Origin of the sequence: Acutalibacter caecimuris (genome assembly GCF_034335085.1) — a bacterium.
Lineage (GTDB): Bacteria > Bacillota > Clostridia > Oscillospirales > Acutalibacteraceae > Acutalibacter > Acutalibacter caecimuris.
Window position 1 is genome coordinate 47,678 of record NZ_JAWXXJ010000019.1, and the last position, 20,436, is coordinate 68,113.

A 20,436-nucleotide genomic window follows, 5' to 3' on the forward strand; every position below is an offset into this window, starting at 1 on the left:
CGTATCGAACACCCCGCCCACGGCACTTCCGATGCCGCCCAGGATGTCGCCTAACCAATCAAAAATGTTGACCACCTCCTAAAATGTAGGGACGATGGACGGCACACGCCGCCCATCTCCCGGTTCAAAAAATTACAGGATCGTCCAGATATAGAGCGGCGCTGTGAGGGTAAAAATCAGGCAGGCGAACAGGATGGCCGGAGCCGTAAACTCCAGCTGACCATGCTTGCGGTAATCAAAATACGCACCGCCTACTTTAACAAAGAAAAGCACCGCCAGGATCATGTCGATGACGGGGAACACCACATTGTCCACTACCGTGCGTATCTGGGTCTGGGCTGCAGTCCAGGTGCTCTGGATAGCTCCGGCCACATCGCCAGTGGCGCTTGCAGCAATGGCGAACACCGGCACCAGAAGCGCCGCAAAAATCGTACAGAACAGAATCTTCATCCATCTTTTTTTCATGCCGCAACATCTCCTATCACTTTTTTGATTTCGTGTTCCTTGATAATTCTAACCTTGATATTGAGATTGTGCGCCAGCCTGATTTCAGCCCTCATGCCGTCCGTAGTCTGGTCGCTGAACACCCAGACCTCATCGCAGAACCACAACAGGCTAAGCCCCGCAGCCATGCCCATCTCACGCTCCTCGGGCAAATCATCATTCAAACAGAGCGCATAAAAATGCGGGGTGACCGGAGCCGCCCCGCACCTCAGTGCGTATTCAGAGTACCGCCGTGCTTTCTCAATATTTCCTTCCACGTCCCCTGCAAGGGGCGCGCAGATATACACCTTTTTCATCATTCAAAATCCTGCTCCTTTTTCTTTCTGCTGTACATAATGATACCGGACACCAGGCCGCCCAAGGCGATTGCGCCCAGGCCCAGCCAGAAGCCCATCATGGAGCGGTCGCCGGTCTGAGGATTTCCGGGGTTGGGAGTGGTGGGCTTATCCGGCGTGGGCAGCACGATCTTCACGGTCTGGCCCTCGTCGCTGATATCCTCGTGGGCGGCGATTTTTACTTCGCCCTGGTACAGAGTTTCAAACACCACGATTTCCGTGGCCTGGGTGATGCCGCTGCCGTCGAAGGTGAACTGCACTACAGTTTCGCCATCGGCCTTTTCAGGCGTAAAGGTGGCCTCGGCGCGGATTTCTTTGTCGCCAACCTTGAACGGATTGCCGGTCGCCTTATCCATAAGCACGCCTGCCAGCTTGTACTCTGTGCCGGGAGTCAGGTTCTTGTAGGACACTACGTCCTCGATGGTGATGCTCTTAGCAGGCGCAGCTTCTCCCTTGCCGTTGATGGTGGCCTTTGTGCTGATCTCCGGCCTGGTGACGATGATGGTGACGGTCTGCTCCTTGTCGCCAATATCCTCATGACGGGCGATCTCCTTGCCGTTCAGAGACAGTTTCTCGAACACCACGATATCTGTAGTGGAGTTCACCCAAGAGGTGTCAAAGGGGAAGGAAACAGTGACCTCCCCTTCAGCTTTTTCGGGAGTAAACACAACTTCACTGTGGATTTCCTCACCATTCAGCTTGAAAGGTTCGCCAGTGGTCTTGTTCATGAGCGTGCCGGTCAGCTTGTACTCTTTCCCAGCAGCCAGGCCCTTGTAAGACACCACGTCCTCAATAGTGATGAGGCCCTCGGCGGATACCTCTTTCTTGCCGTCCACAGTGGCTTTCGTGCCGATCCGCGGCCCGGTGACAGTCACTTTGACGGTCTGGGCAGGATCTTCAATATTGGCATGAGCAGCCAGCTCGATCCCTTCACGGGACAGGCTCTCGAAGGCCACAATCTCGGTGGAATCCACCAGCCCGGTGGTGTCGAAGGTGAACTGTACTACAGTGTCGCCGTCAGCCGCTTCCGGGATAAAGGTGGTTTCTGCATGGATTTCCTCACCTGCAACCTTGAGGGCCTCGCCGGTGGTTTTGTCCATGAGGATTCCATAAACACTGTATTCCTTGCCGGGAGTAAGGTTCTTAAATGCTACCACATCGTCAATGGTGACCGGACCATCGATTGTTACTTCCTTTTCCTCTCCGATAGTGGCCTGGGTGCCGATCTCCGGCACATGGACGGTTACGGTCTGGGACTCGTCCTCAATATCCGCATGAACAGCCAACTCCCGGCCATCCTGGTACAGATTCTCAAACACCACGATATCGGTATCAGCTTTGATATACTTGGAATCAAATTCAAAGACAACGGTTACCGTGCCGCTGGGATTCTCAGGGGTGAATACGGTTTCAGAGCGGACTTCTTCGTTGCTGATTTTCAGGGGGTCGCCGGTTGCCTTGTCCATAAGCACACCCTTGACGGTATAGTCCTTGCCCGGCACCAGGTGGGTGTACTCTACTACATCTTCCAGGATGAAAATCTCCGTTGCGTTGATCTCTTTCTCGCCGCCGATGCTGGCGGTAGTGCCCAACTCCGGCACCTTGTCATTTACCACGTTAATTTCAATGACCTGCTCGTCCCGCTCCACCTGCACATGATGGACATCCGTGTTGGGAAGATAGCCCTCGGCAGGCTGCAGTTCACGGACGATCCAGTTCCCCAGAGGGACATTCTCAAAGCTGAACACACCTTCCTCATCTGAAGTAGAGGTCAGTATGGCAGTGTCAGAGGTGAACTGAAGTGTACCTGGATGGAACAATCCAAACAGCGCACCAGCGATGGTTTCCTGGTTCTCCCGGTCAATTTTCAGGCCCTTGATGCTGCCATAGATGAGTTCATTGGGAATGGGTTCGCCGTCGTTCAGGGCAATTTCCACCAGAGCCACGTCCTGTCCTGCGTACTCAAACACAACCGGGTACACAGTGTCCGGCAGGGTGTAGTGCTTATCAGTAGAAACCTCTTTGACATAGTAACTGCCCAGAGGGAGGTCGGTGACAAACACAACGGAGCCGTCCTCGGTGCAGTTTATGGTTTCAATCAAGCCATCGGCGGGTATGACGGAACCATCCGCAGAGGTGATGTCCTCGGCAGCGTACAGCCCGAACTGCACCATAGTGATCTCGCCGTTCATGCCAATCCCAAAATTCTCGTCCTGTTCCAGTACCTTATCCAGGCTGATTTTTATCTTCTGCCGGTCGTCATGGAGAGTGGAAGAAGTTTCAGTGATATCAATTTCCTGTCCTGCGTAGGTCATTTCTACGATGTGCGTTTCCTGGTCCAACACTGTGCCAAACGGGGCCTCGACTTCCCGCACCTGGTACTTCCCCAGGTAGAGGGGTTCAGTGGCAACGGGGCCGTCCTGGACGGTCGTAAGGGTGGACACCACCTCGCCTGCGGAATACCGCAGGGTACCATCGGGAGTAACGATATCCTCGGCCGCGGTGATTTCATAGACTGCGCCTGCCAGGGCTTTTTCTTCATATACCGGCTGGTAGCTGACAGGGAAGATGATTTCATTACCGTCCTCGTCGGTGGCAGCTCCGCCCAGAGCTGTCACGGAGGAGAACACTTCGCCCAGTTTCGTGATGCAGATTTTGCCCTTCTGAGGCATATTTGGCCGCTCAACTTCTACCACGGTGACGGCGCTTTCTTCAGTGGAATTGTCCGGGGTGATGTCAAAATAGACAGGCTCGGAGTTAAGCACATAGCTGTATGGGGCCTGCACCTCCACCAGGGAGTATCCTGTGCCGTAGGGCAGGGACTCCGGGGTGATGAGGGTGCCGTCGTTGGTGGTATAGAAGGTATCGATTTTGGTGACTGCCGGATAGGTGAACTGCATGGTCACCAACTGACCGTTGGGATCGTAAATCTGGAAACCCGCACCTGCATAGGGAATGGCCTTGCCGGTTTCCGCGTCCGTCTTGATGACCTTGACGTAACTAGCGAAGGGAGCATTGTTAATGAGATAGCGGTACACGCCGCCGTCCTTATTGATGAACACGTCGAAGTCCTTCATGAGCTCGCGCCCATCCCAGCCCTTGGTCTGGCGGACGGTATACACGCCGTAAGGGAGCAGCAAAGCCGTTTTCGTCGCAGGTCAGATAGTCCCGCTCGGACTCCTTTGCGTTATCATAACTGCCGGAAGACTTGAGGAACACGGCAAACTCAGCGCCGACTTCGGGAGTCTCAATCTGTGTGGAGCCATCATCGCAGTGCTTGATGATGGTGATCTTTCCCTTCTGCACGGTTTCTGGGCTGGTGAGAGCGGGAACAGAGTTGAACTCCACCTCATACTGCTTGGGGTCAGCGCCTACGGGATACACGGCTGTATCCAACAGGTACCCTTCGCTGGGAGCGATCTCCTGCACCGTCCAGCCGGAACCGCAGGTGTAATAGCTGGTGGTAAAATGACCGTCGCTGTCGGTGGTGTAGGTGTCCACCAGACTGCCGTCCTTGTATACGCCGTAAACAGCACCAGCGAGGGTAGCGTCCCCTTGGGGAGCGGAGGTTTCTTTGTCCACTTTATTGAGCGAGATATTGAACTTCTTCAGCACATTACGGAAGGTGGCATTGGTGACCTTCTCCCACTCAATTTTGGTGGTCTGTGCAGCAGGCACAACGTAGCGGACAGCCGTGTCCACTTCCTCCAGAGTGTACCCGCTGCCGGTGGGAACATCGGCAAACTGTGCCACGCCGGAACTGTTGGTGGTGGCGTACAAATCAACAGTTTCGCCTACGCTGGAAGTGCCGTAGAGATGGAAGCGAACACCAGAGTTTAGGCCATCTTCACTGTTTTTGGTGACGGTCAAGCTGCCCTTCTGGAGAGTGTTGTTGAAAGACACGGTTACCGTCTGACCGGCCTGCACGGTCACTTTCTGCGGCTCCTGGGGAACATAGTCACCAGACATCTGCTCGGTTACAGTGTATTCGCCGGGCTGGAGGTTCTCAATCTGCACCTCACCTTTGCTGTCTGTGGTGACGGTCTGGTCGATGCCGTTGCCGGTGACCTGGAAGGTAATGCCAGACACTTTGCCGTCCTCGGAAGTCTTGACGATCTTAGCGGAGCCGTAGGAGACTTTCATTTTGAGATAGGCGGCGATAGGGTCCGTGACCGGTTGGGTATAGGTCACCGTGTCCTGTTTGCCGCTGTTCGGCCCGAAGGTGCCATCGTCCCACACCACAAGGCCCATACGCTTGGAATCTTTCTTGCTGGCGCTGACGGTCACGTCGCTGGTGGGCGCGGTGAGAGTGGTGATAGTCAGCGTATTCCCGCTGGCGGTGAACTTCATGCCAGTATAATCGGACGAAAAGGTGTAGTTATCCAGCACTTTGTTGGTATCGGTCAGTGTGGCAGTATACTGGCTGCCGTCCCATTCCAGTTCAATAGTGGGGGCCTTGCCCTTGCTTTTTGCCATAAAAGAGGGAACCTTGCTGTGGTTCTGCACACTGGTGACCATGCTGTTGTAGTGGTCCAGAATCCTGCTGCGCAGAGGATGGCCCTGCTTGATGAAATCCATCACAGGATTCTTTCCGCCGGTGCTGACATGGCCGAAATTTTCGTCCCGCTCACCCACGATGGTTTCCCAAATCAAAAGCTGCGTAGCATAGACATGGGCCAGTTTGTCTGCGCCCGCAGCGTTTTGTGATACCCAATCGGGGTCGACCGTGCCGGTGTAGCCGTACTGCAAAATGCGCCCAATCAGCGATTTGATAGTATCGGCGTCAATAGTTTTGTTGTAGGCCGACGGGTAGTTGTCCCAAAAGGTTTCATCTTTGGAGGTGAAAGGGTCGCCATTTTCAATATGAACGCCCGGCTCGATGCAGTAGGCAATCTTGCCCTCATACGAGCCCACGCAGAATGCGGCGAACATATCATAGGCGTCCATATGCCAGCCGTTCATGAACTGGAGGTCATCGCGCTCCCAATGCTCCCGGTTGGCATCGGTGCCGCGCGGAAAACTAATCATATAGATCTCGGAACGCTCCCCTGCGGCCTGGGCTGTGGTGCCGAAACTGGCGAACATGGAAAAGCACATGAGCAGCGTCATAATAACTGCCAGACTTCTCCGTTTCAGAGTAGATGTCATATATTTTTCTCCTTTTCTGCCCTGACGGGCAATAAAAAAAGCGCACTGCTTTTTCACAGTGCGCTTTTTGATGGTTATTTTATTTTCATGCGTATCCGATATAAATGTTGTAGGTGTTCCCGCCGGTGGACTCGTACCATATCCACACATCGGTGATATCCGGGTCGCTTGCATATCTATTCAGTCTGCTGTTGATGTCCCTCTCCAGACAGGTGCTGTGCGGCCCAGCCCCGATGGGGTTATCCCAGCAGTCTACCGCGCTGCTTTCCAGCCGCAGGCCCAGGCCCTGGGCGCAGCTTTGGGCGTAGCCGATCCAGTAGCCGATGTCGAAGGCAGGTTCCTCGATGATGGGTTCCGGGGTAGGCTCGGCAGGGGCAGGTGTAGGTGCTGGCGGTTCCGGCGTGGGAGCCGGTGTAGCCGCTGGTGGTGGGGTAGGAGTGGCCTTCACAGTGACTTTCAGGTAGGCGTCCGGCTCTGTGGCAGGTTGTTTTGGGGCAGGTGTGGATGCCGCTGTTCTTGGTGCTGTGGTGGGTTCGGACTGCTGTATATCCAGGCTTTCCGCGGGTTCCTTGGCCTTTTCCTGGCTTGTTACCGGGGCGGTGTACTGCGCCTTGTCTTGGGTTTGCGTGGCCGCTTTTCCCTTTTCTGTGGTATCCAGCTTTATCTTGAGTCCAGCGGTGATCTGCTCCATAGTGGCGCTTGTGTCGATGCGTTCATCGGTTGTTTTAGTGGGCGATTCCACATTCACTACAAGGGCCTGGGGAGTGGGTTCCGGCGCGCTTTGTGCGGCCTGGGGCTGTTTTGCTTGGCACCCGGCGCTGCTTATAAGCAGCGCCGCGGTCAGGATGGCGGTCAAGATTTTCTTCATAGGATTCATCCTTTCTTGGAGTTTTTCTTGACCACAATCATACCACAAGAAATCCAAAAGTCCAGACCAAAACCGAATAAATATACAACAAAGATACGGTCAGAAATGGCTTGTGATCTGGGCGGAGCGCGTATTAATTTCAAGGGGATGCACCTCCTGTTAGAGGGGCGTGTCGGCGCTCCGGATGCCCGGAGGGGAAGTTCTGATCTCCCTGCGGGGCAGCCTGCCCAGGCTTTCCGAAAGCTGCACGAACGCTGCCTTTTGCAGTTCCAGGGGCAGGGAATCCAGCAGTTCCAGGAGCATGGCTCTGTCATCCGTCACTGCCTGCACAGTCTTGCCCTGGCAGTTGTCGCAGAGCTTCTCTCTGCGGACGATCACCGACCTGCCGTCGCTGGATTCGGTGAAGGACAGCACGTCGTTGTATGCAAAGCCCACACGCTGCCTGATCTCATAGGGGATGGTGATGCGGCCGCGCTTGCCCAAGATGCGCAAAAGTTTCGTGTTCATTCGTCCAACCCCCTTCCATCACAGTTGGCCTCGCAGGGACAATTCTCACAGTCAAACTCGCAGGGCATGGTGTTGAGAGGGCAGCTTTCACAGTCCCGGTCGCAGACGTAGTCGCTGGTGGTGTCGGGTGTGTCGATGATGATTTTCCCTGCACGGGAACTCACCTGGATGATACTCTCCGTATTGATGCCCGCCTCCAGGAACATCTCCAGGGGGACGGACACAAGAATAAATTGTTCAGTTGACAAAATAATCACTCCCTATATTTCAAATTTCATCTGCGCAGGCTCGGCCTTTTCCCGCACAGACAGGTCATAGTTGCCGATGAGCAGCTCCTTGAACTCCTTCCCGGCCTCGTACCTCTGGGCCATGGAGTGTACCCTGGTAAAATCAAACATGGGGAATCCATCGTATAACCCCCGGATTTCAGCACAATCGTTGTAGGACAGCAGGAACTTTCCCTGCATAGCGGCTGCTGTATCCCGCAGGCGCACATGATCGGCCCAGGCGAATTCAACCGCATACATATCTTCCGTAGAGAAGTAGGGCGGGTCCAGGTAGAAGAACGTGTCGGGCCGGTCATAGTGGTGGATGAGGGTTTCGAAGTCCTGGTTCTCTATGACCACGTTGGCCAGCCTGCTCTCTAGCTGCTGGATAAGGCCGAACAGCCGCCGTAGGTCGAATGGCTGGGATGCAAAGGATTTCTTTCCGCTGGAATAGCTGTAGCGCAGCAGTTTCAGGTACATGGCCGCCCGGCGCACGTCGTAGTCCTTGGTGATGCGCTGCCGGATGGCCTGCAGTTCCTCTGCGGCTGGGGGCGAGAACAGGACTTCCGTCAGTTCCATTTCTTCTGCCAGGAAACGGTCATCGAAGTGTTCGTGCTGGAAAAACTTCTTGATGGCCTGGAAGTCATCACGAGAGTTCAGATTGCAAAAGCCCAACTCGCGAATAGTTGCCATGGTACGTTCTTTCATACAGTGAAAAAGGTTGGTGAGGTTCCGGTCGAAGTCGTTATAGACCTCAAAGGAATCGGGCGGTTTGCCCAGCAGAACACTGCCGGAGCCGCCGAACACCTCTACAAACCTGCCGTATTCCAGAGGGAACAGATTGTAAATAACGGGGAGGATGGGCGCTTTGTTTCCCACCCACGATACCGGCGATTTTATATTGGTCACCTCGCTTTTAGCCGGAAGAACATCCAGAAAACGAAAAAAGCCGGTATCATCGTTTCCTGAACGATTGATACCGGCTCAATTTTCTGTTACAATTATTTCATGGACATCCCGCTGTCGAGGTCTTCATCTTCCTCTGTTTCTGCGGGTTCTTCCTGCTGATTGCCATAAAACCCGCCCAGGCGGTTGGGAACATAATCCGACAGCCAGGTTCCCCCGAACGTATCATGGGCTTTCAGCCGCCAGATGGCGAGCCTGCCCAGGTCTGCATCCACATCCTTGAATGGGAACAACAGGCAGGTTAAACCTTCGTGTTCAAAAGTGGAACACTCTTTGAACTGGCTGCCGTTTCGCAGGATGTCCTCCTGGGTCAGAAGTTCATTGATGCCGTCCACCCACTCCTGCAAATCACCGCCGCAGCCCTGGATGATCAGGCCCTCAGAGCTTTTCATGCAGCGCAGGTCATCCGTAGTGATATTTTTGATACTCACAGTTTTGGCCCTCCTATGGTTTCACCGTCATCCATGTCCTCATCTTCTTCCATGCCGTCATAGCCCCACAGGTTGTTGGCATAGTCGATGGCTTCCTGACCGGTGGGATAGTATTTATCGCACAACCTGCCGTTGTGGTATCCATCTTCGCCGCAGTTCATCCCAATGTCCTCGTTGGCAAACTGGTGGGTGAAGTCCAGGTCGGGATACATTTCTGCCAGCTTTGCCACGATGGGCTGGGGAGGAGCCCAGGCAGTTAGGAAACGCAGGGATTTGCCGTCAAACTCAACGCCGCCCTCGTAGCCGTAGGCGTTCCACTTGGTCCCCCAATTCCTGGTGCGCCATTTATACCAGGTAGCGGTGCCGTACTTTTGCTCATTCTGGAACGCCTGCCTGCCCAAATTCCAGGCTGCACGTTCAATGTCGGGCCGCACACGGAGGAATGCCTGCTCAGCCTTTTCGGGGATATTCAGCAGATCGAAGTCCTCCTTTTTACCGTTGAAGGTGTATACCTCAATGAATTCCTTGTAGGCTTTCAGGCCGCGGCTGGTTTGACTGCTTTCCTCGATGTCCAACTCGAGTGGCATAGGGATGAGCTTGTTGAAGTCGATGGAACCCAGGCCATATTCGTCACTCTTGACCGCCTCAAACAAGGCTTTGATACGGGCCGGGCTGCCCTTGATCTCAATAATATTTGTCACATGGTTTGGCATGAAGACCTCCAATAAATGTCTTTGATTTTCTCGCCTAATGCGGAAATGACAGGCACTGTCACGGCGTTACCTGCCATTTTATAAAGCTGCGCGTCGGACAGCCCTGTGGCTGCTGCTTTGCGGAACTGCTCGTCAGTAAACCCCTGCAAGCGCCAGCACTCAATGGGCATGAGCTTGCGCACCTTGCCATAGTGGATATTGCCGTCCGCATCCCGCACAGGCACAGCAAATGGCGCTTTAGGATTTTCCACGAACACCCCGGAACGTCCGCCCTTGAATTTGCCGATACCGGTATCCTGGTTTGCCAGCAGACAGCGGGCATTCTCGGTCAGCGCAGGATTTTCATTCAGGTCGATAAAAAAATACCCCTGGTTATTACCGGGGGTAACAGTGTGCGCTATTTTATCCCCAACACGCCCGCGCCTGGTATTCATGGTGGCATAGGCCAGGTCGATGCTGTCGCCGGGATGAGCCAGTTGATACCCGGATTTGGTCTTTACCTTGATAGGCAGGGTAACATCGTACAGGCCGGTCTTCCCGCCAAAGCCGCCAGCCGAGCTGGTCAGGGTGATGGAGACCCCAGTGGGGGAGTACACCCGCCGCCCTTCTGGTCCAGGCAAGACTTGCTCAAGAGCCGCTCCATTTGTGTCTGTGAAAGAAAGAATTTCGCCGGAACATTTTCCTCTAAGATATCCGACAATATACACTCTCTTTCTTGACTGGGGAACTCCAAAATTCTTGCTGTTAAGCACCTGCCACGCGACATCGTACCCCAATTCATCCAACGTACAGAGGATTGTGTTAAACGTCCGGCAGCCGTCATGCGACAGGAGTCCGGGAACATTTTCAAGCAGCAGAAATGCAGGTCTTTTAGCGGCGGCAAGACGGGCAATTTCAAAAAACAAAGTCCCTCTTGCATCGTCGGCAAATCCCCGCCGTTTTCCAGCGATTGAAAAACTTTGGCAGGGAAATCCTCCGCAAATAAGGTCGAGATCCGGCAGCGTGCCGGGGTCGATGGTTCTGGCGTCTGCAAAGAAAACCTCTCCTTCTGTGTTGTACATAGCGTTGTACGCCTGATTCGCATATTTGTCTATTTCGCAGTGACCGACGTATTCAAAGCCGCCCACAGCCTCCAGGCCGGAACGGAACCCGCCGATCCCCGCGAACATATCAAAAAATCGGATAGCCATTTGCCATCCGACCACTTTACTGTATTAAATTCACCTCACATTTTCATGGACGGACCGTCCTCGTCCACGTCATTGTCCATATCCTGTTTCTGTTCCTCTGCCAGTTCTTCTTCGGTCAGCTTGCGGAAGGAGTCCTCGCCGGGGATGATCCCCAGCGACCGGCCATTGTCGAATCGGCAGTGCAGGGTGCCAATATCGTCCACCGCCATGACGGTCCCGCGTGTATTGTCGCTGACACGATGAATGTCCTGGCCCATGCTCAGCAGCATGATCCGGGTTCCGGAGGGGTACTCGGCCTTATATCTCTCTGCCTGACGATGCAGGCGATCCCATTCGTTCATGTTGATACCTCCATTTCTTAAATGCCGCCCATATCTTGATGGGGTTCCAGGTGTTCATCCAGTTCGTCCTCGGTGCAGAGAAAATACTCATCCCCACTCTGCCAGTAGGAGACGTAGAGGTCGCCCTCGTCCGTACTGATGGGCCGCTGCTCGAAACCTTCTCCCAACCCATCTGAACATTGCTCGATGATCTCTTCCCGCAGTTCGGTCATTTCTTCTGCGGTAAGCGGTTCTTTGAGGTGGCAGTCGATCCGGCCCAGGAGCCTGCCGTCCATTTCCTCCACTGTCCAAACGGCGGACATGAGCTTGGCAGCTACGCCAGGATTGCTGCCCAAATACTGCGCCATATCGCCCATCTCCGGGGGCTGCTCGTCCGCGATGGCCTGCTCGATCTGATCCTGATATGCCGTCAGGAAACCGCTGCCCACATCGATATACTCGTCGTAACCACCGTCATCCAACTGCCCGGTCAGGGGGCAGTAGAACGTCAGCTTTTCCGGCCCTGCGGCCTGGGTCATGTCACGGATATCGTCCAGGAGCATTTCCTTGTTGAGGTACTGGTTGTGGAGGATGTTCTGCTCCAGTTCAGTGAGGATTTCCTCTCTGGCAGTGAACACGACGAACGCTACGGTGTTGGCATCGGCAAGGGTGTCTTTCTTGCCGAACACCCGCAGCAGGCGGCTGCCGATCTCGCTGTCAGCCGAGAGTTCCATTTCAGCAGCATTGTCACCTTCCAGGAGAATGCTCCTGGGTGTTTTGCGGATGCCTATTTCCAGCAGGGCATGGTGCAGTTCATTGATGTTCGTGGGCAGGTCTCGTTCGAGAACCGAGCCTGCCTTTCCTGTGATTTTTGCTTTGATCATTCGATACACCTTCCTTCCAGAAATGAAAAAAGCCGGTCGCTTGTTTTGGAGAAAAGTCTCCAGCGACCGGCTATGTAGTTCCGTGGGGAGGGCCAGCAGTTTTTCTTCTGCTGGCCCTCTGCGATATTCAGTTTTCTGTCACACGAGAGTTCAAATCCTGCCGGAAAGCCAAAACGCCCATTTTATATCCACGTTTCGGGGCTTTTGAAATCCAGCCTTTTGGGCAGCAAAAAAGCCCGGAATTCCGGGCTTTTTCGTGCGAATATCTTTTTTATATCCACAGGATGGCAGGGGCAGAAGGATTCGAACCCTCGGCACGCGGTTTTGGAGTGGATGTGGAAAAACATCAGCCGACATATACCAGCCAGATTTCCGCACGGTTGAGCCGTTTGTGTTTCCACGAAATGCGCCCCAAAAAGTTTTGATGATTTATTGATGATGTTGGATTTTCTCAGCCCTCAAAAAGGGCTTTTTTCATCTGCTTGTCTGAAAAAACTCTCAGAAAACTACATAGATAATACCATGCACACAAGCTAACTGTCAAGAGTTCGACAGCTCAAAATTTGCGCCGCTAAACAAAGAAAACAATCAATTGCATGAATCGCTCTCAAAAACTCTTGCAGTCCAACGCCCCTACCTGATATACTATAAGTCAAAGTGAAAATGAGGGGAGAAACATAGTGGATTTACGCGTTCTCGAATACTTCCTGATGACCGCCGAAGAAGGCAGCATCACCCACGCCGCCGAGCTTCTTCACGTGTCCCAGCCTACGGTCTCCCGTCAGCTGATGGACCTGGAGCGTGAGCTTGGCAAGACACTTTTCATCCGCACAAAAAAGAACGTCAGCCTCACAAAGGACGGCCTCCTCTTTCGTGAGACCGCCCGGGAAATTCTCGCCCTCTACCAGAAGGCCGTGCGGGAAGACACCGGCGCCGCGGAGCTCTCCGGCGAGCTGTACCTGGGCATGGGCGAGACCGGCTCGGTGCGATTTTTGGCAGAGCAGATCGCCGCCTTTCAAGTGCTGCACCCCAGCGTACACTTCCACCTGATATCCGAAAACGCCGACCGCATATGCGAGGATATCGAGAAGGGGCTGCTGGACGCGGGATTTGTCATGCGGAATGTGAATCCGGCCACCTTTGAGATACTTGAGCTGGGCCTGACGGAGACCTGGGGCGTGCTGGTGCCCGAGGGACACCCATTGGCCGGGGAGCCGGAGGTATCAGGCAGGCAGCTCCGGCAGGAGCGGCTGATATTGCCGGAGAACATTGTGTTCAAGCAGGAGCTCTTGCGCTGGCTGGGGCAGGGGACTGAAAGCCGGGTAGGGGCCACCTACAACCTCATCTACAACGCCTTCCCCCTGGCCCGAGCCGCCGGAGCACTGATTGTCTGCCTGGGTACAGCCGGGGAGCGACAGGAGGGTCTGATTTTCCTACCATTCGCCAAGGGGAAGACCGCCTCGGCGTCACTGATATGGAAGAAAAAGCCCGTGCAGCCCCCGGCGCTGGAGGCGTTCTTTGAGCACATCATCCATACAGTTTTTGAATGATAACTCATTTGAAATAGATATTTCACATTTTACTGACCTTCTGTTATAATGTACTCAAGACAAAAACAGGAGGTCATTTTCATGAAAAACTTTTTCTATCACGCACCGGTAAAGGTACTGTTCGGCGAGGGCGGTGTTGACAAGCATCTGGCGGCAGAGCTGGCGGCTTACGGCAAAAATATCATGCTGGCTTACGGCGGCGGCTCCGTGAAACGGAGCGGGCTCTACGACCAGCTGGTCAGCGTTCTGGAGCAGGCCGGGAAGACCGTCATCGACTTTGGCGGCATCACCTCGAACCCCACCTACGACATGGTTTTGCGCGGCGCGGAGACCGTCAAGAATGAGAATATAGATCTCATTCTTGCTGTGGGCGGCGGCTCGGTGATGGACTGCGTAAAAGTCATTTCCACGGCAGCAAAGGCCCCCGGCGACTACTGGAAGCTGATTTTTGAAGACCATTACTACCCCATGAGCGGCATTCCCTGGGGCGCGATTGTAACCCTTTCCGGCACCGGCTCGGAAATGAATGGCCTGGGCGGCATCAGCAATAAGGCGCTGAACACGAAAGCCACCTTACCTGGCAGCCCCGCGAGCTTCGCCATCTGCGACCCCAGCTACCTGTTGACCGTTCCCGAGAAGCAGCTTGCCTCCGGCATTTTTGACAATCTCAGCCACTGCATGGAGACTTACTTCGGCCCCGGCGAGTGCGTGTCCGACGCCATGAACGAGGCCGTCATGCACGATATTATTGAGAATGCCCGGGCCTGGCGCAAGGATCCCAAGAACATTGACATCCTCGGCAACCTCATGTGGGACTCGTCTCTCCCTCAGACCTTCCTCTTCAACTGTGGCAAGGAGGGCGGCTTCCAGTGCCACCCCATTGAGGCCCAGCTTTGCGCCTATACTGGCAGCAACCATGGCATGGCTCTGGCTGTTATCCACCCCAGTTACTACCGGCATATCGTGAAGGATATGCCCGAAAAGTTCGCCCGGTTCGGGCAGAAGGTATTTGATTTGGACCCCGCCAGGAAGACCACTCAGGAGCTTGCGGATGAGGCTGTGGAGGCTGTGGCGAATTTTGCGAAGGAGCTGGGGCTGGACAGCAGCTTTACCGGGCTGGGGCTGAAGGTGGACGAGGATATCTTGCGCAAGGTCGCGGAGAGTTGCGGCGTGAACGAGAGTATGCCCCGGGTGCTGCCCAGGGAGGAAATTTTTCAGATGTTGAGGGAAGTCATGTAACCAAAAGGAGGAAGAACCATGAGCGGCACACTATTCCCCAAAGGCGGGCCGAACCCCGCCGGAGCCTATTTCACCGGGCAGTCATACCTGTCTCCCTTGAGCAAGGCGGGCGTTCAGACTTTTAATGTCACCTTCGAGCCGGGATGCCGGAACTTCTGGCACATCCACCACGCCAAGTCCGGCGGCGGGCAGATACTGCTCTGTACCCAAGGCCGGGGCTGGTATCAGGAGTGGGATAAAGAACCCAGGGAGCTTCGCCCCGGGGACGTAGTGAACATTCCATCAGAGGTCAAGCACTGGCACGGCGCGGCAAATGACAGCGAATTTGTCCATGTGGCGGTCGAGGTGCCCGGGGAGGATTATTCTACCCAGTGGTGCGAGCCGGTCAGCGACGAGGAATACAGCAAACTGCCCTGAACAGGAAAGGAGCAAGAGAGAATGGACACTAAGAAGATATTTCCGGGTCTCGCCCAGACCGACCCGGAGTTCGCTCAAATTTTCACAAACTTCGCCTTTGGTGAGGTGCTGAGTACTTCCCCAGAGCTGGAGCCTCTGGCGGAACCCACCCGCTATCTGGCAATTTTAGCCACCCTGCTGGGCTGTCAGGGCCTGGATGCCTTCCGGCTCATGCTGCCCCTGGCCCTGGACGGCGGGGTAACTCCCATAGAGGTGAAGGAAACTGTGTACCAGGCCGCCGCCTATCTGGGGCTGGGCCGTATGCTGCCCTTTCTGAGTGCGGTCAACGAGGAACTGAGCCGCCGGGGCATCGCCCTGCCATTGGAGCCTCAAGGTACTGTGCAGCCCGAGCAGCGCCGGGAGGCGGGGAACCGGGTGCAGGTGGAGGCTTTCGGCGAGGGTCTGAGAAATAGCTGGGAGCATGGCCCCGAGGAGAAACGGCACATCAACAGCTGGCTTGCCAGTAACTGCTTTGGGGACTACTATACCCGCACGGGTCTGAGCCTGCCCCAGCGGGAGATGATAACCTTCTGTTTCCTGGCGGCACAGGGCGGGTGCGAGCCCCAGCTTACCGCTCATGCCCGGGCCAACATGACCGTGGGCAATGACCGGCTGTTCCTGATCCAGGTGGTCAGCCGGTGCCTGCCCTATATCGGCTACCCAAGGAGCCTGAACGCCCTGAACTGCATCGAAAATGCTTCAAAGTAATAGGAGGAAAACATCATGGTCTTTTACTTCACCGCTACCGGCAACAGCCTCTACGCCGCCAAGCAGTTTGACACGGAGCTGGTCAGCATCCCCCAGGAGCTGAAAAAGACGGAGCGTCATTATAAGGCTGATTCTATCGGCATCGTTTGCCCGCTCTATGAGCTGGATATGCCCGAGGTCATCAAGGAGTTTATCAAAAACTCGGAGTTCGAGACAGATTACTTTTACATCGTCATCACCTACGGCTGCCACCACGGCGGCGTGGCTGAGCGGGTACAGGAGTATCTTACAAGTATCGGCAAAAAGGCCGACTACATCAACACCGTTATCATGCTGGACAACGCCCTGCTGGTGTTCGACATGGAGGAACAGAAAAAGCTGGAGCCTGAGAAGAAGGTTGACGATCATTTAGCCGCCATCAAGGCCGACATCGATGGCAGAAAGCGGGAGATACAGTTCGCCTCGCAAGGTGAGAAAGACTTCTATCAGGGGTTTGTCAGCATGATAAAAGAGAATGGCCCCATGCTGGCAAAGCCCTACTACCGGGTGACGGAGGACTGCATCGGCTGTGGTATATGCTCACGGGTGTGCCCAATGGGGTGCGTAAACGTGAGAGAGGGCAGGGCCGAACACGACTATACCGACTGTGCCAGCTGTATGGCCTGCATCCACGCCTGCCCACAGAAGTCCATACAGTTCGCCACGTTTAAAGAGGTCAATCCTGAGCACCGCTACCGCAACCCCAACATCCCGCTCAGGGAGATTATTGCGGGGAACTGTCAGAAGTAAAGGAGGACAAACCATGTACCCATACAAAACCTTCACCGTTGTCACCGACAACGGCCCCTATATCACCAAACTCATCCTCAAGGCCCCGGAAACTGTCCGGGCCGAGTGCATAGACAAAGACACCTTCTCCGTCTACGTGGAGCGCATCGACCCCAAGACCGGCAAGGGCTTCCTTGAGAACCACACCTGGCCCGGTCCGAAGATTTTTCCTTCCCAGGGCTACCGCCCGGTGTCGGCGGCGTACCCCTGCGACGAGAACGGCGGTAAGGTCTACCAGTCGGGGCACATCGCTCTGGAGATGCCCTACCAGATGGGCGCTCCCATCGGCTACTCTATGGCGGCGAGCCTCCGGGAGGGCGGCTACAACGCCCTGGTGGAATGCCGCTACCGGGTCACCCAGGTGAAGGATATCCCCGGCGAGGTGCCTATAAACGGCTGGATATTCGACGAGTCCCAGGGGGATATCTGCCCACAGCTGAGGGGCTGGCAGAATGGGTGCTCCCACTATGAGCCGCTCCCTCTGAACTACGGCTATTTCACCCCGGACTTGGACCATGCCAAGCAAAGCTTCACCGCCCTGGACAGCAACTACGGCGACGAGTGGGAGCATACCTTCCCGGAGAAGCTGCCCCTGGTGATCTGGCTCCACGGCCACGGCGAGGGCGGCGATGACCCGGCTTTGGCCTACACCGGCAACAAGGTGGTGGCCATCTCCTCCGACGATATTCAACGCAAGCTGGGCGGCGCGGGCTATGTGCTGGCCCCCCAGTGCCCCACCTTCTGGATGAATTCCGGTGCGGTGAACCATCAGGATCCCAAGGAGCTTACCAGCAGCAAAAGTATGTACACCGAGGCGGTGAAGGCCGTGATTGACGAGTTCATCGACCTTCACCCCGACATCGACCGGGACAGGGTGTACATCGGCGGCTGTTCCAACGGCGGGTTTATGACCATGCGGATGCTTCTGAGCTACCCGGACTTCTTTGCCGCCGCCTATCCGGTGTGCGAGGCCCTGCGGCCCAGCGACTTCTCAGAGCAGGATATTGAGAACCTCAAACACCTGCCTATGTGGTTCACCCAGGCCGAGAACGACCCAATCGTGCCTCCGGACGGTCTTGTGCTGCCCCTGGTACGGCGGCTGAAGGCGGCGGGTGCGGAGAATGTCCATGTTTCCCTGTTTGAGCGGATCGTGGACCAGTCCGGGCTGCATAAGGACGGCCAGGGCAGGCCGCTGGAGTATATGGGGCACTTCTCTTGGATACACACCTTTAACGATGACTGTGTGTATGATCTGGATGGGACGAGAGTCATGCACGAGGGGCGGCCGGTGACCTTGTGGCGCTGGATGGGGAGGCAGTGCAGAAAATAGAGGGACATACGGAAAAGGGCATGACAGAAAACACCTAACATCAACCAAGCAACAGGCTGTTGAGCCATGTGAGGGCGCTGTCAGACGATTTGAGGCAGTGGTAGAGAAATTGACCGACCACAGGCAAAACACCGTGTTGTGGCATTTGTGGCGATTTGTGAGGGATGATTACCACAGTGCAGATATGCAGGACTCTGAAAGATTTTCCCGCCTCAAAGGGCGTAGAAAACCGTCAAAAAGACAAGCAGGTTAAAGCGCGGGGGCGCTGGTCACCATGTGGCGTAGAGTTCATGCAAAACATGAACTCTTGTCAAGCACCGACCGAGCCGACTGAATTTCTGGCACTCAAAATTTGTGCTACATAAACAAAGAAAAAGCCCTTTCGACAATTTCAATCTGAGTATTGCAATTTTAGTGCGAAACTGTTAAAATAAATATAGCGAAAGCTAAAAAACACACAGTTTCGGTGAGGTTGCACTCGTGTGGCCTCTGACTTTCATGGCGCGCATCGGACACTAAAATTGCCCCGGGATGCGGGAGATCATGAACGTCCACAGTATTTGGCGCTGTGCCGACAGCGCTGTGTGGCCTTTCCTAAACGGAAAGGAGCCCGATGGTCATAATGTACGAAGGTGAGCCGATCTCAGTGCCAAAGGAGGTCGCAGAATTCCTGGAGCAGGACAGAAAGCGTGAGCAGGCAGAGGCTAAGCGGGACCAAAGGCATCTTAGTAAAGGTGAGCTCGAAACGGTGCTGTCCCCGAAAAGTTATTGCTTGTACTCGCTGGACGACCTTGCAATCAGGAGCCTCCGGCTTGAAAATCTGCGAAAAGCCGTGGCGGGTCTGGACAAGATCAAGCAGGAATTGATCCAGCTACGCTATTGCGAGGGGCTGTCCTTGGAGAAAATCGGAGCGATCCGGGGCGTATCCAAGGTGGCAATCTCAAAGCAACTGAAGAAGGTTCACAAAGAACTGAGGAGCTCCGTTTGGTGACGGGCTCCTTATTCTCTTTTGTTTCGAGAATTTTTTCAAAATTTTGGTTTACAAACTGTCTGCGAGTGTCCTTTATTATGTGGGATCAAATAGAAATTTGTGGAAGGAGAATGCGATTGAAGCAATCAGAATTCAAAAGCTATGATGAACTGCCGCTGTTTTTGAACGCAAAAATAGTGGCGCAGGTGCTGGGTATTTCGCTGGCTGGTACCTATGAACTACTGCACCGAGAGGGCTTTCCAGTGGTGAAAATCGGGTCACGGTTGGTGGTTCCAAAGGAAAAATTCCTCGCATGGGTTGAGGAACAGGCAGGAGGTAGATGTCATGAATAATTTTCTGAGAGCACAATGCAGCGGAGCAAAGAATTTCTTTCCTTTGCAAAACGCTATTTTCAGTTTGGGATTATCCACAGGTGAGATTGTTGTCTATACGTACCTCATGTACTGCGAGGACAGAAAATCACATCAGTGCTGGCCCAGCTACAAAACGATAGGGCGAGCCGTTGGTATGAGCCGCAACACAGTGCAAAAATATGTGCGGGAGCTGGAGTACAAGGCGCTGATTATTACGGAGCCTACCAAGTACGAATCTAAAGGTGGGCAGGTTCGAAATGGCAATCTGGTTTTTACGATTCTCCCTATCCAAGGAGCAATTGAATACCACAATGAGTGCCAGTTATCGAGGTAAGCGCTTGTAACTCCTGTGAGGGCCGTGTCAGGCATTTTGAAAGCGCAGTCGAGGAAGTTGAGCGGAAGAAAGCGCAGAACGCCGCTGTGGGGCATTTGTGGCGATTTGTGGGGGGCTTTTTGAAGAAGGGGTAGAACCCAACCATTATCCAGCCTTATTTCCGGGGATGAAAGGGCGAAGGGCGCAGAAAACCTGCCCTTGGGGCAGGGCAAGCATAGCGTTCGGCTATACGCCGTCCGCAGGAGCCGGGAAACCCGGCTCTCCCCCCGGCCCCCTAAAGGGGGAGTCGAGGGCAAGGACACATAACAAGGAGCGTGATTTTATACTGAAAAAGAAAACCACTATTATTACTGCGAGGCTTACACCGAGTGAAAAAGCAGCCATCCAGAATCGGGCTACCCCGTATCTTGCCCAGCCCGTCATCGTCCTGGACAAAATAGTCTTTCGTGTTCTGGCTGGCGGCGGCGCACAGCTTCCTGTTTTTCCAAAAGAGAAAGCCCTCCCGGCAGTCTAAA

22 protein-coding genes are annotated in these 20,436 nt (G+C 54.6%); 9 read left to right on the forward strand and 13 right to left on the reverse strand.

Features of this window, described 5'->3' with window-relative positions; genetic code table 11:
• Positions 1-132: 132 nt before the first annotated feature.
• From U8U01_RS11980 to U8U01_RS12040, 13 genes are all read right to left on the reverse strand, one after another.
• Positions 133-465, reverse strand: a complete 333-nt coding sequence (locus U8U01_RS11980) for a DUF3852 domain-containing protein (protein WP_322174489.1) — start codon at positions 463-465, stop codon at positions 133-135.
• On the reverse strand, positions 462-803 hold the full coding sequence (locus tag U8U01_RS11985) for a DUF7768 domain-containing protein (RefSeq protein ID WP_322174491.1): 342 nt from the start codon (positions 801-803) through the stop codon (positions 462-464). The genes U8U01_RS11980 and U8U01_RS11985 overlap by 4 nt, the downstream gene beginning before the upstream one ends.
• Complete coding sequence (locus tag U8U01_RS11990; RefSeq protein ID WP_322174493.1) at positions 800-3,979, reverse strand: VaFE repeat-containing surface-anchored protein; 3,180 nt, start codon at positions 3,977-3,979, stop codon at positions 800-802. The genes U8U01_RS11985 and U8U01_RS11990 overlap by 4 nt, the downstream gene beginning before the upstream one ends.
• Entirely contained in the window at positions 3,888-5,987 is a 2,100-nt protein-coding gene (locus tag U8U01_RS11995; RefSeq protein ID WP_322174494.1) for a SpaA isopeptide-forming pilin-related protein, read from the reverse strand. The genes U8U01_RS11990 and U8U01_RS11995 overlap by 92 nt, the downstream gene beginning before the upstream one ends.
• 85 nt (positions 5,988-6,072) lie before the next feature.
• On the reverse strand, positions 6,073-6,855 hold the full coding sequence (locus tag U8U01_RS12000) for a hypothetical protein (RefSeq protein ID WP_322174495.1): 783 nt from the start codon (positions 6,853-6,855) through the stop codon (positions 6,073-6,075).
• Between the two features lie 159 nt (positions 6,856-7,014).
• On the reverse strand, positions 7,015-7,362 hold the full coding sequence (locus U8U01_RS12005; RefSeq protein ID WP_322174497.1) for an AbrB/MazE/SpoVT family DNA-binding domain-containing protein: 348 nt from the start codon (positions 7,360-7,362) through the stop codon (positions 7,015-7,017).
• Positions 7,359-7,610 (reverse strand): hypothetical protein, encoded by a 252-nt coding sequence (locus U8U01_RS12010; RefSeq protein ID WP_322174498.1) that lies wholly within the window; start codon positions 7,608-7,610, stop codon positions 7,359-7,361. The genes U8U01_RS12005 and U8U01_RS12010 overlap by 4 nt, the downstream gene beginning before the upstream one ends.
• Positions 7,611-7,622: 12 nt before the next feature.
• Positions 7,623-8,507 (reverse strand): DNA adenine methylase, encoded by an 885-nt coding sequence (locus U8U01_RS12015; protein WP_322174500.1) that lies wholly within the window; start codon positions 8,505-8,507, stop codon positions 7,623-7,625.
• 122 nt (positions 8,508-8,629) lie between these two features.
• Positions 8,630-9,025: a hypothetical protein gene (locus U8U01_RS12020; RefSeq protein WP_322174502.1), complete on the reverse strand. Its 396-nt coding sequence runs from the start codon at positions 9,023-9,025 to the stop codon at positions 8,630-8,632.
• Positions 9,022-9,738 carry a DUF1281 family ferredoxin-like fold protein gene (locus U8U01_RS12025; RefSeq protein WP_322174504.1) on the reverse strand — a complete coding sequence of 239 codons (717 nt, stop codon included), beginning with the start codon at positions 9,736-9,738 and terminating at the stop codon, positions 9,022-9,024. The genes U8U01_RS12020 and U8U01_RS12025 overlap by 4 nt, the downstream gene beginning before the upstream one ends.
• Positions 9,723-10,928, reverse strand: a complete 1,206-nt coding sequence (gene dcm / locus U8U01_RS12030) for a DNA (cytosine-5-)-methyltransferase (RefSeq protein ID WP_322174506.1) — start codon at positions 10,926-10,928, stop codon at positions 9,723-9,725. The genes U8U01_RS12025 and dcm overlap by 16 nt, the downstream gene beginning before the upstream one ends.
• A gap of 35 nt (positions 10,929-10,963) precedes the next feature.
• Entirely contained in the window at positions 10,964-11,269 is a 306-nt protein-coding gene (locus tag U8U01_RS12035; RefSeq protein ID WP_322174508.1) for a DUF4314 domain-containing protein, read from the reverse strand.
• A 17-nt stretch (positions 11,270-11,286) separates the two neighbouring features.
• Positions 11,287-12,132: a hypothetical protein gene (locus tag U8U01_RS12040; protein ID WP_322174510.1), complete on the reverse strand. Its 846-nt coding sequence runs from the start codon at positions 12,130-12,132 to the stop codon at positions 11,287-11,289.
• A gap of 680 nt (positions 12,133-12,812) precedes the next feature.
• On the opposite strand from U8U01_RS12040, the gene U8U01_RS12045 reads away from it, so the two are divergent.
• The 9 genes from U8U01_RS12045 to U8U01_RS12085 all read left to right on the forward strand — a co-directional run bounded on the left by U8U01_RS12045 (position 12,813) and on the right by U8U01_RS12085 (position 19,921).
• Positions 12,813-13,682, forward strand: coding sequence for a LysR family transcriptional regulator (locus U8U01_RS12045; protein WP_322174512.1), 870 nt, complete (start codon positions 12,813-12,815; stop codon positions 13,680-13,682).
• 81 nt (positions 13,683-13,763) lie between these two features.
• Entirely contained in the window at positions 13,764-14,921 is a 1,158-nt protein-coding gene (locus U8U01_RS12050) for an iron-containing alcohol dehydrogenase (protein WP_322174514.1), read from the forward strand.
• 18 nt (positions 14,922-14,939) lie between these two features.
• Positions 14,940-15,338: a cupin domain-containing protein gene (locus U8U01_RS12055; RefSeq protein WP_322174516.1), complete on the forward strand. Its 399-nt coding sequence runs from the start codon at positions 14,940-14,942 to the stop codon at positions 15,336-15,338.
• Positions 15,339-15,359: 21 nt separating this feature from the next.
• The gene (locus U8U01_RS12060) at positions 15,360-16,085 is read left to right on the forward strand and encodes a carboxymuconolactone decarboxylase family protein (RefSeq protein ID WP_322174518.1); all 726 of its coding nucleotides are present in this window, start codon (positions 15,360-15,362) and stop codon (positions 16,083-16,085) included.
• 15 nt (positions 16,086-16,100) lie between these two features.
• A complete protein-coding gene (locus tag U8U01_RS12065) occupies positions 16,101-16,874 on the forward strand; it encodes an EFR1 family ferrodoxin (protein WP_322174519.1) in 774 nt (257 codons plus the stop codon).
• A gap of 13 nt (positions 16,875-16,887) precedes the next feature.
• Positions 16,888-18,243, forward strand: coding sequence for a prolyl oligopeptidase family serine peptidase (locus tag U8U01_RS12070; protein WP_304433007.1), 1,356 nt, complete (start codon positions 16,888-16,890; stop codon positions 18,241-18,243).
• Positions 18,244-18,856: 613 nt separating this feature from the next.
• Complete coding sequence (locus U8U01_RS12075; RefSeq protein ID WP_322174522.1) at positions 18,857-19,234, forward strand: sigma-70 family RNA polymerase sigma factor; 378 nt, start codon at positions 18,857-18,859, stop codon at positions 19,232-19,234.
• Between the two features lie 116 nt (positions 19,235-19,350).
• A complete protein-coding gene (locus U8U01_RS12080; RefSeq protein WP_322174524.1) occupies positions 19,351-19,566 on the forward strand; it encodes a helix-turn-helix domain-containing protein in 216 nt (71 codons plus the stop codon).
• Complete coding sequence (locus U8U01_RS12085; protein WP_322174526.1) at positions 19,559-19,921, forward strand: helix-turn-helix domain-containing protein; 363 nt, start codon at positions 19,559-19,561, stop codon at positions 19,919-19,921. Before U8U01_RS12080 ends, U8U01_RS12085 begins: the two co-directional genes overlap by 8 nt.
• Positions 19,922-20,436 lie beyond the last annotated feature (515 nt).